Genomic DNA, 14,093 nt, shown 5'->3' with positions numbered 1-14,093 from the left:
AATCTCTCCTGCCTGCTTACCAGCTGGCTTTGGTGACACCGGGGATGTCGCCTGCAAAAGCCAGTTCGCGGATCTTGGCGCGAGCCAGACCGAATTGACGGAAGGTGCCACGTGGACGACCGGTGATTTCGCAACGGTTGCGCTGACGCGTCGGGTTGGCGTTGCGAGGGAGCTTTTGCAGGCCCAGGCGGGCTGCATCGCGCTCTTCATCGCTGCGCTTGGCATCGCCAGCGATTGCCTTCAGTTCCGCATACTTGGTTGCGTACTTGGCTGCCAGTTTTTCGCGCTTCAGTTCGCGCTGGATCAAAGCTACTTTAGCCATGCTTCGCCTCAGTTCTTGAACGGGAAACGGAAACCAGCGAGAAGCGCCTTGGCTTCTTCGTCGGACTTGGCCGTCGTGGTGATGCTGATATTGAGGCCGCGCAAGGCATCGACCTTGTCGTACTCAATCTCAGGGAAGATGATCTGTTCTTTGACGCCGATGTTGTAGTTGCCACGACCGTCGAACGCGCGACCAGAGATACCACGGAAGTCACGAACGCGAGGCAGAGCCACGGTCACGAAACGGTCCAGGAACTCATACATCTGCACGCCACGCAGCGTGACCATGCAACCAATGGCTTGGCCTTCGCGGATCTTGAAACCAGCGATAGCTTTCTTGGCCTTGGTCACCACAGGCTTTTGACCAGCAATCTTGGTCAGGTCAGCCACAGCGTTGTCCATCACCTTCTTGTCCGAGACTGCCTCGCTCACGCCCATGTTCAGCGTGATCTTGGTCAGACGGGGGACCTGCATCGGCGAGGTGTAGCCGAACTGTTTGGCCAGTTCGGGAGCGATCTTGTCGCGGTAAATTTCTTGGAGTCGTGCCATGTTTACCCCTTAGGCCGCCTTGATTTCAGCACCGCTGGACTTGAACACGCGAATGCGCGAACCGTCAGCCTGCACCTTGATGCCCACGCGATCAGCCTTGCCCGTAGCGGCATTGAAGATGGCCACGTTGGACTGATGAATTGGCATGGACTTTTCAACGATGCCGCCCGTCGTACCCTTCATGGGGTTTGGCTTGGCGTGCTTCTTGACCAGGTTGATGCCATCGATGACCACGTAGGAGTCATCCTTGCGCAGCGACACCGTGCCGCGCTTGCCCTTGTCACGGCCGGTCAGCACGATGACTTCGTCGCCCTTGCGAATCTTGTTCATGGCGCGTCCTTAGAGAACTTCAGGAGCCAGAGACACGATCTTCATGAACTTCTCGGTACGCAGTTCACGCGTCACGGGTCCAAAGATACGGGTGCCGATAGGCTCCAACTTTGCATTCAGCAACACTGCGGCGTTGCCATCGAATTTGACGAGCGAACCATCGCCGCGACGAATACCCTTCGCCGTGCGAACCACCACTGCACTGTAAACCTCGCCTTTTTTGACGCGGCCACGTGGAGCGGCTTCTTTGATGCTCACCTTGATGATGTCGCCAACGCTTGCATAGCGACGCTTCGAGCCACCCAGCACCTTGATGCAAAGGACGGACTTGGCGCCGGTATTGTCGGCAACCTCTAACCGAGATTCTGTCTGGATCATTTCAATATTCCCAACTTGCACCAGAAGACAACAGCCCCAGAGAACTTCTCAAGGGCTGCAAATCAGCCAGTCAGTCTTGGGCCCGTCGTCCGCACCGCAAACCATTTGCAGCACTTCCCGCTGGGCAGAAACTTCACGTAGGAAACGCGAAGCCCTCGATTATTGCAAAAGACTTTTACGAAGTCAAGCGCCCCATCAGGCCGGAACCTGCAAATACTGTTGCGCCAGCTCCAAAAAGGCATCCAGGTGGGGGTCGGCACCCAGCTCCGCACGCAGGATGTCAGCGACCGCTGGGGCTAGCTCGATGGCCTTGCGGGCATCGAGGAACAATAACCGGGAGCGGCGGGCCAACACATCCTCTACCGTGCAGGCGTATTCGTAGCGGGCGGCAAAGCGCACCATGGCTTCTGTCAGCCCCCCACCAAGATCGGTGTGCGCACCGGCAATGTCCCGGACAACCGCCGCCTCGCTCCCGTAGGAGTGCAGCCCCTGGGCATCACTGATGCGATGTTGAACAGCCCCTTCAGGGGTTCCCACCAAGGGCAAACGATTGGTCACACCCGACGGTTTTTCCGGCAGCAGGCCCGTGGTGAAGCATTTTTGCAACACATCTTCGGCCATGGCGCGGTAGGTGGTCCATTTGCCTCCCGTCACGGTGATCAGGCCACTGCGACTGGCGAGCACGGTGTGCTCGCGGCTGATTTTCTTGGTGTTGTCACCATCGTCGTCCTGAGGCTTCACCAGCGGGCGCAGGCCCACCCAGATACTCCGGATGTCTTCCACCTTGGGCGCACGGGTGAGGTAGCGCGCCGATTCGTCCAGGATGAACCGGACCTCTTCCCGGAAAGGCTGCGGCTCACGCACGATGTCCTGGCGCGGACTGTCGGTGGTCCCGAGAATGAGCTTTCCCAGCCACGGCACGGCAAAAAGGACCCGGCCATCGGCCGTCTTGGGAACCATCAGGGCATGGTCGGACGGAAGAAACTCCCGATCCACCACGATATGCACCCCCTGGCTGGGCGCCACAATGGGCTTGACGGGGCGGCCTATGGCCTCTCCGTCCATCTGGCGCAGGGCATCCACCCATACGCCGGTGGCATTCACAACCGTACGCGCGCGCACGGTGAACTGCTGGCCACTGTCTGCGTCTTCACACACAAAGCCTGCAACCTTGCCAGCTTCGTGAATCAACGACCGCGCAGGGCAGTAGTTGACCACCAGGGCGCCCAGGCTGGCGGCCGTGCGCGCCAAGGCCAAAGCCAGACGGGCGTCATCAAACTGTCCGTCCCAGTACTTAACGCCACCCTTGAGGCCTTCGGGGCGGGCCGTGGGCAGACACTCCAATGTGCGTGCGCGCCCCATGAATTCGGTGGCGCCCAAGCCCGCTTTCCCTGCCAAAGCGTCGTACATCTTGAGGCCGATACCGTAAAACGGCGTCTCCCAAAAGTGGTATGACGGCATCACAAACGGCAGGGGTTGCGCCAAGTGGGGCGCGTTGTGAAGCAAGGTGGTGCGCTCATGCAACGCCTCGCGCACCAGTGCGATGTTGCCTTGCGCCAGGTAACGAACACCGCCGTGTACCAATTTGGTCGCCCGGGACGAGGTTCCCTTGGCGAAGTCATGCGAGTCCACCAAGACCACGCTGAACCCTCGGGCCGCCGCATCCAGCGCCACCCCCAGGCCTGTAGCCCCACCGCCAATCACCGCCAGGTCATAGTGGTGAGGCTGGGCCAAACGCGCCAAGAGGTCGGCACGCCGTGTGGGAAGGGGAGCGGAGGCAGTAGTCATGGGGTGATTGTCCATGGGCGAAGCAAAAAATAAGGGTTTACCCTTGAATTTTTGTCACTTCGGGGGAAGATCCGGCCCCAGGCCTCCAAAGGCACTGGGGACGGTCTTGAATGAAAAGGCAGCCAGAGACCTTGTGAGCCACGGCTGCCTGAAGCATCGTCACAGTAAGCAGGACGGCGGGTTAGACAGGCTTACCGCGCCTTGCCATCCTTCCAGGCCTGCAACAAGGTGCCGTACGCAATCGTCTGGCCCTTTGGCTTCTCATTGGCCAACTTGGCCCACGGCGCTTGCTTGTCGCTCAGCCACTTGGCGGTGTCGCTCTTGGGGTTGAGCTTGGGAGCGCAATGGGCCATCCCAGCGCGTTCCAGACGGGCCATCACTTGGTCCATCTCGTCGGCCAGCGTGTCCATGGCGCCTTGGGGCGTCTTTTCACCCGTCACGGCCTGGGCTACGTTCTTCCACCAGAGCTGGGCCAGCTTGGGGTAGTCGGGCACATTGGTGCCAGTGGGCGACCACGCCACACGGGCAGGGCTGCGGTAGAACTCCACCAGACCACCCAGCTTGGGCGCCATGTCGGTCATGGCCTTGGACTGGATGTCGGATTCGCGGATCGGGGTCAGTCCGACCATGGTCTTCTTCAGCGACGTGGTCTTGGCCGTCACGAACTGTGCGTAGAGCCAGGCGGCAGCCGTCTTGTTGGCGTCGTGGTCCTTGAAGAAGGTCCAGCTGCCCACGTCCTGGTAGCCGTTTTGCATGCCTTGCTTCCAGTACGGGCCGTTCGGGCCGGGCGCCATGCGCCACTTGGGCGTGCCGTCGGCATTCACCACGGGCAGACCGGGCTTGGTCATGTCGGCCGTGAAGGCGGTGTACCAGAAGATCTGCTGCGCGATCTGGCCCTGGGCGGGCACGGGGCCGGCCTCGCCAAAGGTCATGCCCGTGGCTTCCTTGGGCGCGTATTTCTTCATCCAGTCCACGTACTTGGTGAGGGCGTAGACGGCTGCGGGCGAGTTGGTCGCACCGCCACGGGCCACGCTGGCGCCCACGGGCGTGCACTTGTCGTCGGCCACGCGGATGCCCCATTCGTCGATCGGCAGGCCATTGGGCGCACCGATGTCGGCCGTACCCGCCATGGACAGCCAGGCATCGGTGAAGCGCCAGCCCAGGGATGGGTCCTTCTTGCCGTAATCCATGTGGCCGTAGATGGGCTTGCCGTCGATGTTCTTCACGTCGTTGGTGAAGAACTCAGCGATGTCTTCGTAGGCGCTCCAGTTGAGCGGCACGCCCAGGTCGTAGCCGTACTTGGCCTTGAACTTGTCCTTGATGTCCTTGCGGTCGAACAAATCGGCACGGAACCAGTACAGGTTCGCAAACTGCTGGTCAGGCAGCTGGTACATCTTTCCATCGGGGCCGGTCGTGAACTTGGTACCGATGTAGTCCTTGAGGTCGATGCCGGGGTTGGTCCATTCCTTGCCCGCAGCGCCCATGTAGTCGGTCAGGTTAAGGATCTTGCCGTAGCGGTAGTGCGTGCCGATCAGGTCAGAGTCCGAGATCCAGCCGTCATAGATGGACTTGCCCGACTGCATGGAGGTCTGCAGCTTCTCGACCACGTCGCCTTCCTGGATCAGGTCGTGCTTGACCTTGATGCCCGTGATTTCCTCGAACGCCTTGGCCAGCGTCTTGGATTCGTATTCGTGCGTGGTGATGGTTTCGGACACCACCGAAATTTCCTTCACCCCCTTGGCCTGGAGTTTTTTGGCTGCGTCGATGAACCACTTCATCTCGGCCATCTGCTGGTCTTTATTCAGCGTGGATGGCTGGAATTCGCTGTCGATCCACTTCTTGGCCTCGGCCTCGCCGGCCCAGGCAGCCTGCCCCATCGCCAGAGCCGCGGCGGCGAAAGCGATCGCCTTGAACTGCATCTTCATTGCTGTCTCCTCTCAGATTGAGACCCCCATTGGTAGACCGGCACCAACCCGGGGGGGAACCAGGCCAGGCCTTCGACACTACAAAAACAATAGCTACAAATGCTTACCCATCAGGCGCAAACGGCCATTTTTCCTTAACCCTTGCGCATGATCAGCGCCAGCAGCGCCATCGACACCACAAAGCTGATCCAGATCGACGGATCACCCTGCAGACTGAACCACTGGGCCAGCTTGCCGCTGACGCCCACAAAGATCAGGTTCACGTAGGCGGCCGACAGCAGCCCGATAAAGAGCCGGTCGCCGCGTGTGGTCTCCAGGGGCAGGAAACCCTTGCGCATGGTTGTGGGCGATTTGATCTCCCACACCGCCATGCCCACCAGCATCAGCACGATGCACGTAAAGAACACCGCCACCGGCAGCGTCCAGGCCATCCAGTCAAACATGTCGCTGCCTCCTCAAACCCGGCCCATCGCGAAACCCTTCGCGATGTAGTGCCGCACAAACCAGATCACGATGGCGCCGGGCACGATGGTCAGCACACCCGCCGCCGCCAGCGTCGCCCAGTCCATGCCCGACGCACTCACGGTGCGTGTCATGGTGGCCACGATGGGCTTCGCGTTCACGCTGGTCAGCGTGCGGGCCAGCAGCAGCTCCACCCAGCTGAACATGAAGCAGAAGAACGCCGCCACGCCCACACCGGCCTTGATCAGCGGCAGGAAGATGGTCATGAAAAAGCGCGGGAAGCTGTAGCCGTCGATGTAAGCCGTCTCGTCGATCTCGCGCGGGATGCCGCTCATGAAGCCTTCCAGAATCCACACCGCCAGTGGCACGTTGAACAACAGGTGGGCCAGCGCCACGGCAATGTGCGTGTCCATCAGCCCCACGGTGGTGTAGAGCTGGAAGAACGGCAGCAAAAACACGGCCGGGGGTGTCATGCGGTTGGTCAGCAGCCAGAAGAACACATGCTTGTCGCCCATGAACTGGTAGCGGCTGAACGCATAGGCTGCCGGCAGCGCCACGGTGAGCGAGATCACCGTGTTGATCGCCACATAGATCAGGCTGTTGATATAGCCCGAGTACCACGACGCATCGGTGAAGATGGTCTTGTAGTTGGCCCAGGTGAAGTTCTGCGGGAAGAACGAGAAGCTCGACAGGATCTCCTCGTTCGTCTTGAAGCTCATGTTGACCATCCAGTAGATGGGCAACAGTGCGAACAGCAGGTACGCAATCAGGAACAGCGTGCGCTTCTGGAAACGTTTTTCATTCATGGCCGGCTCCTTCGTCGCTGACGGTGCCCACGCGCTGCATCCAGTTGTAGAGAATGAAACACAGCAGCAGGATGATGAAGAAATAGATCAGCGAGAAGGCGGCCGCAGGGCCCAGGTCGAACTGGCCGACCGCCTTGGTCGTGAGGTACTGGCTGAGGAACGTGGTCGCATTGCCCGGTCCGCCCCCCGTGAGCACGAAGGGCTCTGTGTAGATCATGAAACTGTCCATGAAGCGCAGCAGCACCGCAATCATCAGCACGCCGCGCATCTTGGGCAGCTGGATGTACCGGAACACCGCGAACTTGCTCGCACCGTCGATGCGGGCCGCCTGGTAATAAGCGTCGGGGATGGAGCGCAGCCCGGCAAACGCCAGCAGCGCGACCAGCGGCGTCCAGTGCCACACATCCATCAGCAGCACCGTGAGCCACGCCTGCGTGGCGTTGCCGGTGTAGCTGTATTCAATGCCCATCTCCTGCAACATCCGGCCCATCAGGCCAATATCGGCACGGCCATAGATCTGCCAGATGGTGCCCACTACGTTCCAGGGAATCAACAGCGACAGCGCCACCACCACCAGCACGGCGGACGACTTCCAGCCCTGCGCGGGCATGGACAGCGCCAGCAGGATGCCCAGCGGAATCTCCACCGCCAACACAGCCAGCGAGAAGGTGATCTGCCGCCACAAGGCCGCGTGCAGCTCCTCATCGCGCATCACAGCGGCAAACCATTCAGTGCCCACAAACACGCGGCGCTCGGGGCTGATGATGTCCTGCACCGAGTAGTTCACCACTGTCATCAATGGAAGAATGGCCGAGAAGGCCACGCAGATGATGACCGGCAGGATCAGGAACCAGGCCTTCTGGTTCACGGGCTTGGTCGTCGTGCTCATGCCAAAAGCTCCTCATTCTGGTAGTAGCAGGTGTGCTCACCCAGCACCTGCAGCCACACCGTGTCGCCCGCCGAGGGCAGTCGCGTCTCGGGGCTGAAGCGGGCCTTGAGCGTGTGCTCGCCCACCTTCGCGGTCAACATCAGGTAGGTGCCGATGTCCTGCACTTGCGCCACCGTGCAGGCAATGGCGCCGGGTTGCTCTGCCGATGCCAGCGCCAAGTATTCGGGCCGAATACCCACCTGCACCGGGCCCGTTGGCAAAGTACGTCCCACAGGGGCGTGCAGGCGGTGGCCGACGATGCTGAGCTGGCCCGCGTCCGCCTGCGCGGGCAAAAAGTTCATGCCTGGGGAGCCAATGAAATGCCCCACAAACACATGCTGGGGCCGCTCGAACAGTGCATCGGCCGAGCCCACCTGCACGGCGCGGCCACGCGTCATGACCACCACCTGGTCCGCAAAGGTCAATGCCTCGACTTGGTCGTGCGTCACGTAGATCAGTGTGAGCTTGAGCTCGTGGTGGATCTGTTTGAGCTTGCGCCGCAGTTGCCACTTGAGGTGCGGGTCGATCACCGTGAGTGGCTCGTCGAACAGCACCGCCGCCACATCGGCGCGCACCAGGCCACGGCCCAGTGAAATCTTCTGTTTCTGGTCTGCCGACAGCCCTGCGGCCCGCAGGTTCAGCTGATGGCTCATCTCCAGCATCTCGGCAATCACGCCCACGCGCTGCTTGATCTGCGCCTCGGGCACCTTGCGGTTCTTCAGCGGAAACGCCAGATTCTCGGCCACCGTCATGGTGTCGTAGATCACCGGGAACTGAAACACCTGCGCAATGTTGCGCTCCTGCGGGCTGGCACGGGTCACGTCGCGGCCATCAAACAGCACCTTGCCGTGCGAGGGCACGAGCAGCCCCGACATGATGTTGAGCATGGTCGTCTTGCCGCAGCCCGAGGGGCCCAGCAACGCATAGGCACCGCCATCCTCGAACTCCATCTTCAGGGGCAGCAGCGCGTAGTCGCTGTCCTGCTGCGGGTTCGGCTTGTACGAATGCGCCAAGTCCAGACTGATGCGGGCCATCTCAACGCCCTCCTTGTACAGCGTTCGGGCGCGCGGGCGCCCATGCCAGTCGGCCGTCAGCACCAAACACATAGGCCTGGGCCGGGTCCAGGTGCAGCGTGATGGGCGTGCCCAGTTCAAAGTAATGCACCCCGGTCAACTGCGCCACCAGGTCGCCCCAGGGCGTGGCCGCGTGCACAAAGGTGTCCGAGCCCGAAATTTCGGCCAGCTCGACCACTCCGCCCACGCTGATGTCGCCCGGGCGAGCCACCACGCGCAGCGCACTGGCGCGCACACCCACCGTGAGCCCTGCCGCCGTGGCCACACCTTGGGACAGGGGCACGGCCAGTTCTGCGCCGCCCTCCAAGCGCACCCCCCCTGGGACCGCCGATGCGGCAATGAGATTCATGGGCGGGTCGCTGAAGGCACGCGCCACACGCAGCGAGTTGGGCGCATGGAACACCTCGGCCGTGGGGCCGTACTGCAGCAACTGACCTTCGTCGAGCACAGCGGTGTAGCCGCCGAGCAGCAGGGCCTCGCCGGGCTCAGTGGTGGCATAGACCACGGTGGACTGGCCTGCAGCAAACAGCTGGGTCAGTTCTTCGCGCAACTCTTCACGCAGCTTGTAGTCCAGGTTCACCAGCGGTTCGTCCAGCAGCATCAGCGGCGCACCCTTGGCCAAGGCGCGGGCCAGTGCCACGCGCTGCTGCTGCCCACCCGACAGCTCGGCCGGGTAGCGGTCGAGAAACATGTCGATGTGCAGGCGGCTCGCAATTTCGCGCACGCGGGCGTCGATGTTCTTTTCGCCGCGCAGCTTCAGGGGCGACGCAATATTGGCCGCCACCTTCATGGAGGGATAGTTGATGAACTGCTGGTACACCATGGCCACGTTGCGGTCGCGCACGGGCATGCCGGTCACGTCCACGCCATCCACCATCACGCGCCCGGCCGTGGGCGTATCGAGCCCCGCCATGATGCGCATCAGGCTGGTCTTGCCCGCCTGCGTGGCGCCCAGCAGCACCGTGACGGCGCCGCTATGCAGCGCCAGGCTCATGTCGTGGAGCCAAGTCTGCGGCCCTACCTTCTTGCTGATGCTGTCCAGTGCCAGCTGCATCACGCAACCTTTCTAATGACCCCCTGGGGGCTGTGTGGATCTGGCTTTCTGCTGCGCACGCAGCAAAGTGCCTCGTTTTCGATTGCGTTCATTTTTGTTCTTTTTTGATCGTATCGAATCAAGGTTTACCCTTAATGAGTTCCTTTTTGTTCGATTTAAAGTATCTCCACCCCATAAGCCGATTGATTCGCGTGAATACGAACCCCCGACAACTGCTGCTTCTCGAAGAAGTCCGCGCGCGCAAATCCGCCACGGTGGAACAACTGGCAGACACCCTGGGCGTGACCCTGCAGACCGTGCGACGTGACGTGCAGCGCCTGGCCGAGTCCGGCCTGCTCACGCGCTTTCATGGTGGCGTGCGCGTGCCCAGCTCCACGGTGGAAAACCTGGCCCACACCCAGCGCGAGACACTGCACGCCGAAGGCAAGGCCCGCATCGCGCGCGCCGTGGCCGAACAAGTGCCCAACGATTGCTCGCTGATCCTGAACATCGGCACCACCACCGAAGCCATTGCCAAGGCCCTGCTGCACCACCGGGGCCTGCGCGTGATCACCAACAACCTGAACGTGGCCGCCATCCTGAGCGGCAACCCCGAGTGCGAGGTCATCGTGGCCGGCGGCGTGGTGCGCGCCCGCGACCGGGGCATCGTGGGCGAAGCGGCGGTGGACTTCATCCGCCAGTTCAAGGTGGACATTGCGCTCATCGGCATCTCGGGCATCGAGCCCGATGGCTCCCTGCGCGACTTCGACTACCGCGAAGTGAAGGTGGCGCAAACCATCATCGAACACGCACGCGAGGTCTGGCTGGCGGCCGACTTCAGCAAGTTCAACCGCCCAGCCATGGTGCAACTGGCCACACTGGCGCAAATCGACCGCCTGTTCACCGACGCGCCGCCGCCGGAGCCGTTTCCGGCGTTGCTGCAAGACGCCGAAGTCGTTTGCACTGTGGCCGCTTGATCACCTGACATTCACCATGACCTACCTGCTCGCACTCGACCAAGGCACCTCCAGCTCCCGCAGCATCGTTTTCGACGAAGGCGGCCACATCGTGGCGCAAGCCCAGTTGGAGCTGCCGCAGATCTACCCCCAGCCCGGCTGGGTGGAGCACGACCCGCTGGAGATCTGGCGCACCCAGATCGCCACCGCACGCGATGCTCTGGCCAAGGCGGGCATTGCCGCGAGCGCCGTGCGCGCCGTGGGCATCACCAACCAGCGCGAAACCACGGTGCTATGGAACCGCCAAACCGGCCAGCCCGTGCACCACGCCATCGTGTGGCAAGACCGGCGTGCCGAGCCCGCCTGCGCCCAGTTGCGCGAGCAAGGCCATGCCGCCACCATCCAGGCCAAGACCGGCCTGCTGGTGGATGCCTACTTCTCCGGCACCAAGCTGCAGTGGCTGCTGGACCATGTGCCCGGCGCCCGCGACGCGGCAGAGCGCGGCGAGCTGGCCTTTGGCACGGTGGACAGCTGGCTGATGTGGAAGCTGACCCACGGCAAGGTGCATGTGACAGATGTGAGCAACGCCTCGCGCACCATGCTGTTCAATGTGCACACCAACCAGTGGGACGACGAACTGCTGGCGCTGCTGCGCATTCCCAGGGCGCTGATGCCCGAGGTGCTGCCGTCCAGCGCCCACTTTGGCGACATCGCGGCCGACCTGCTGGGCCACAGCATCCGCATCGGCGGCGTGGCGGGCGACCAGCAAAGCGCGCTGTTCGGCCAGGCCTGCTTCAGCGCCGGCATGGCCAAGAACACCTACGGCACGGGCTGCTTCATGCTCATGCACACAGGCGGCACGTTCCAGACATCGCAAAACGGCCTGCTCACCACCAGTGCGGCGCAGGCGACGGCACACCCTGAATTTGCGATGGAAGGCAGCGTTTTTGTGGGTGGCGCCGTGGTGCAGTGGCTGCGCGACGGACTGCGCGCCATCTCCACCAGCAACGAAGTCGAATCGCTGGCGCAGAGCGTGCCCGATTCGGGCGGCGTGATGATGGTGCCCGCCTTCACCGGCCTGGGCGCTCCGTACTGGAAACCCGACTCGCGCGGCACCATCACCGGCCTCACACGCGGCACCACGCTGGGCCACATCGCCCGCGCGGCGCTGGAAAGCATCGCCTACCAGAGCGCCGCCCTGCTGCTGGCCATGAGCCGCGACGCCGTGGCCGCTGGCGGTGCGCCCGTGAGCGAACTGCGCGTGGACGGCGGCGCGTGCATCAACGACCTGCTGATGCAGTTCCAGGCCGACCTGCTGGGCATTCCGGTGGTACGGCCTGCCGTCATCGAGACCACGGCGCTCGGGGCCGCGTACCTGGCAGGGCTGTCGAGCGGCGTGTACCGCAGCACGGATGAACTCTCGCGGCTGTGGCGCGCCGACCGCCGCTTTGTGCCCACGCTCAGCAGCTCGCGTGCGCAGGAGCTGATGGCGAACTGGGAACACGCCGTTCGCCAAACGACAGCCGATTGAACCCGCCGCGCGCCGGATTGCGGCGCAGCGGCGCTACCATCGTGGCCCCTGTTGTTGCCACCTTGTCGTCCCATGAGCCAAACCGCCGCATCCCCTGCCCTCCCCACCATCGCCTTCATCGGCGGCGGCAACATGGCCAGCGCCATCATCGGCGGGCTGATCCGCCAGGGCCACCCGGCCAGCCAGATCGAGGTGGTCGAACCCTGGGCCGATGCGCGCGCTGCGCTGCAAAAGAACTACGGGATCGAAGCCCAGCCTGAAGCGGGCCCTGCCCTGCAGCGCGCCCGCATCGTGGTGTGGGCCGTCAAGCCCCAGACCTTCAAAGATGCCGCCGCGCAGGCAAAAGCTCACACGCAACAGGCCTTGCACCTGAGCGTGGCCGCCGGCATCCGCTCCGACAGCATTGCCCAATGGCTCTCCACCGAGCGCATCGTGCGCACCATGCCCAACACGCCAGCGCTGGTGGGCAAGGGCATGAGCGCGCTGTACGCCCGCCCTGCCGTGGACGCGGCCGAACGCGCACAAGTCGAAGCCATCATGGCGTCCACCGGCGAGTTCCTTTGGGTGGAGTCTGAAAAGCAGCTTGACGCTGTCACCGCCCTGTCGGGCTCCGGCCCCGCCTACGTTTTCTACTTCCTGGAAGCCATGACACGCGCGGGCACCGACATGGGCCTGACCGAGCAGCAGGCGCACCAGTTGGCCGTGGGCACATTTGTCGGCGCATCAGAACTGGCGCGCCGTTCCGACGAAGCGCCCGCCGTACTGCGCCAGCGGGTCACGTCCAAGGGCGGCACGACCTATGCTGCCTTGCAATCCATGGAATCGGCCGGCGTCGCTGCTGCCTTTGAACGCGCCATGGAGGCCGCACGCCAGCGCGCCGATGAACTGGGGAATGAATTCGGGGGGTAGTGCACTGAGTCAGTGCAATCGGTGCTCTCCATGCCCCAGCTCCTGCAGCCCTTTGAAGCCTGGCACCACACATCGGCCTCGGCCGACAGCACGGTGGTGGTTCCTGATGGGTGCCGTGACCTGATCCTGCATGCCCTCCCCCACCAGCCGCCCACCTGGTTTGTGACCGACCTGGCAGACACCACCTACACCGTGCCGGGCATGGTGGGCGAGCGCTACTGGGGATTTCGCATGCAGCCGGGCGCGCAGGTGGATGCCAAGCGCCTGCTGGCCTTGTTGCACAAACGCTCCATGAACGACGCCCACGATGCCCTGCCCCTGCTGCACGACTGCATGGTGCTGGATGCGCGGGTGGCCGATGCGCTGCAAAGCCTGGCGCGCCACAGCCAGGTGGCCCAGGCAGCGCGGCAACTGGGCGTGTCGGAGCGCACCCTGCAGCGGCTGGTGCAGGTCGCCACCGGGCGCCCCCCGGCTTATTGGAAGTGCCTGGCCCGCGTGCGCCGTGCTGCGCAAGCGCTGCCGGAGGCACCCTCGCTCGCGGAGTGCGCAGCGGACCATGGCTACACCGACCAGGCCCACATGACCCGCGAATTTGGGCGCTGGTTGGGCCGCACGCCCGCAGCAGTGGTGGCCTCGCCCCAGTGGCAGGCGGCTATTGGCGCTTCGGGCTATTGCTGAGGGAGCACGCCAATCCCAGGTAGTGGGCCACCTGCTTGGCAGCCAGGTCTTCTGGCGTGTGCAGTTTGATGTGCCTGCGCTGTTTGCCAGCGCCCTCCAGCACCTTGAATTCGTCCGCCAGCTGGGCGCCATCACCGAACTCCAGCGACACATGCTGGGTGTACGCAAACAGGCCGCAAAAAGACGCTGGTGCCGAAAAGAGGATGCCGCCGTATTTGACCTCCTCGCGCACATCCGGCCCCAGGGCAAGAACAAGGGCGCGGGCGCCCTGCAGCACGCTGTATTGATCTGGATTGCGCTGCCGGATGTCCTGCAGCAGTTTATGGACGCGGTCTTCGGCCATGGATGAAGGGGAGCAAAAATGGGTTTGAATGAAAACTGCAGGCGGGCTCGCGGCTTCCAATCAATGTAGCGAATGGCGTGGAA

At 63.0% G+C, this 14,093-nt stretch carries 16 protein-coding genes; 4 read left to right on the top strand and 12 right to left on the bottom strand.

From position 1 onward, the window contains the following. Nucleotides 1–16 precede the first annotated feature (16 nt). From rpsN to ACQ4MJ_RS23930, 11 genes are all read right to left on the bottom strand, one after another. Complete coding sequence (rpsN, locus tag ACQ4MJ_RS23980; RefSeq protein ID WP_007861712.1) at nt 17–322, bottom strand: 30S ribosomal protein S14; 306 nt, start codon at nt 320–322, stop codon at nt 17–19. 8 nt (nt 323–330) lie between these two features. Continuing rightward, a complete protein-coding gene (rplE, locus tag ACQ4MJ_RS23975) occupies nt 331–870 on the bottom strand; it encodes a 50S ribosomal protein L5 (RefSeq protein WP_055395671.1) in 540 nt (179 codons plus the stop codon). Between the two features lie 9 nt (nt 871–879). Continuing rightward, the gene (gene rplX, locus ACQ4MJ_RS23970) at nt 880–1,200 is read right to left on the bottom strand and encodes a 50S ribosomal protein L24 (protein ID WP_055395669.1); all 321 of its coding nucleotides are present in this window, start codon (nt 1,198–1,200) and stop codon (nt 880–882) included. Nucleotides 1,201–1,209: 9 nt separating this feature from the next. Beyond that, entirely contained in the window at nt 1,210–1,578 is a 369-nt protein-coding gene (gene rplN / locus ACQ4MJ_RS23965; RefSeq protein WP_007861702.1) for a 50S ribosomal protein L14, read from the bottom strand. 195 nt (nt 1,579–1,773) lie between these two features. Beyond that, on the bottom strand, nt 1,774–3,366 hold the full coding sequence (locus ACQ4MJ_RS23960) for an FAD-dependent oxidoreductase (RefSeq protein ID WP_431151001.1): 1,593 nt from the start codon (nt 3,364–3,366) through the stop codon (nt 1,774–1,776). A gap of 191 nt (nt 3,367–3,557) precedes the next feature. Next, on the bottom strand, nt 3,558–5,291 hold the full coding sequence (locus ACQ4MJ_RS23955; protein WP_121508363.1) for an ABC transporter substrate-binding protein: 1,734 nt from the start codon (nt 5,289–5,291) through the stop codon (nt 3,558–3,560). A 134-nt stretch (nt 5,292–5,425) separates the two neighbouring features. Then, complete coding sequence (locus ACQ4MJ_RS23950; RefSeq protein ID WP_431151002.1) at nt 5,426–5,734, bottom strand: DUF2160 domain-containing protein; 309 nt, start codon at nt 5,732–5,734, stop codon at nt 5,426–5,428. 12 nt (nt 5,735–5,746) lie between these two features. After that, nucleotides 5,747–6,559 (bottom strand): carbohydrate ABC transporter permease, encoded by an 813-nt coding sequence (locus ACQ4MJ_RS23945; RefSeq protein ID WP_055395662.1) that lies wholly within the window; start codon nt 6,557–6,559, stop codon nt 5,747–5,749. Continuing rightward, nucleotides 6,552–7,448, bottom strand: coding sequence for a carbohydrate ABC transporter permease (locus tag ACQ4MJ_RS23940; protein WP_100408926.1), 897 nt, complete (start codon nt 7,446–7,448; stop codon nt 6,552–6,554). The genes ACQ4MJ_RS23945 and ACQ4MJ_RS23940 overlap by 8 nt, the downstream gene beginning before the upstream one ends. Next, nucleotides 7,445–8,521 carry an ABC transporter ATP-binding protein gene (locus ACQ4MJ_RS23935; protein WP_426305385.1) on the bottom strand — a complete coding sequence of 359 codons (1,077 nt, stop codon included), beginning with the start codon at nt 8,519–8,521 and terminating at the stop codon, nt 7,445–7,447. Before ACQ4MJ_RS23935 ends, ACQ4MJ_RS23940 begins: the two co-directional genes overlap by 4 nt. A 1-nt stretch (nt 8,522) precedes the next feature. After that, the gene (locus ACQ4MJ_RS23930) at nt 8,523–9,614 is read right to left on the bottom strand and encodes an ABC transporter ATP-binding protein (protein ID WP_218301478.1); all 1,092 of its coding nucleotides are present in this window, start codon (nt 9,612–9,614) and stop codon (nt 8,523–8,525) included. A 191-nt stretch (nt 9,615–9,805) separates the two neighbouring features. On the opposite strand from ACQ4MJ_RS23930, the gene ACQ4MJ_RS23925 reads away from it, so the two are divergent. From ACQ4MJ_RS23925 to ACQ4MJ_RS23910, 4 genes are all read left to right on the top strand, one after another. Further along, on the top strand, nt 9,806–10,570 hold the full coding sequence (locus ACQ4MJ_RS23925; protein WP_055395745.1) for a DeoR/GlpR family DNA-binding transcription regulator: 765 nt from the start codon (nt 9,806–9,808) through the stop codon (nt 10,568–10,570). A 16-nt stretch (nt 10,571–10,586) separates the two neighbouring features. Further along, nucleotides 10,587–12,080, top strand: a complete 1,494-nt coding sequence (glpK, locus tag ACQ4MJ_RS23920) for a glycerol kinase GlpK (protein WP_431151004.1) — start codon at nt 10,587–10,589, stop codon at nt 12,078–12,080. A gap of 72 nt (nt 12,081–12,152) precedes the next feature. Then, complete coding sequence (gene proC, locus ACQ4MJ_RS23915; protein WP_142142893.1) at nt 12,153–12,989, top strand: pyrroline-5-carboxylate reductase; 837 nt, start codon at nt 12,153–12,155, stop codon at nt 12,987–12,989. Nucleotides 12,990–13,019: 30 nt separating this feature from the next. Beyond that, nucleotides 13,020–13,667 (top strand): AraC family transcriptional regulator, encoded by a 648-nt coding sequence (locus ACQ4MJ_RS23910; RefSeq protein WP_147433796.1) that lies wholly within the window; start codon nt 13,020–13,022, stop codon nt 13,665–13,667. Here the strand turns inward: ACQ4MJ_RS23910 and ACQ4MJ_RS23905 are convergent. Beyond that, entirely contained in the window at nt 13,642–14,010 is a 369-nt protein-coding gene (locus ACQ4MJ_RS23905; protein WP_431151005.1) for a DUF1801 domain-containing protein, read from the bottom strand. The two genes, ACQ4MJ_RS23910 and ACQ4MJ_RS23905, sit on opposite strands and share 26 nt — an antisense overlap. Nucleotides 14,011–14,093 lie beyond the last annotated feature (83 nt).

The organism is Acidovorax facilis, assembly GCF_050626955.1.
GTDB classification, from domain to species: Bacteria; Pseudomonadota; Gammaproteobacteria; order Burkholderiales; family Burkholderiaceae_C; genus Acidovorax; species Acidovorax facilis.
The sequence above is the reverse complement of the archived record's forward strand: the minus strand, read 5'-3'. Positions and strand labels throughout refer to the sequence as shown.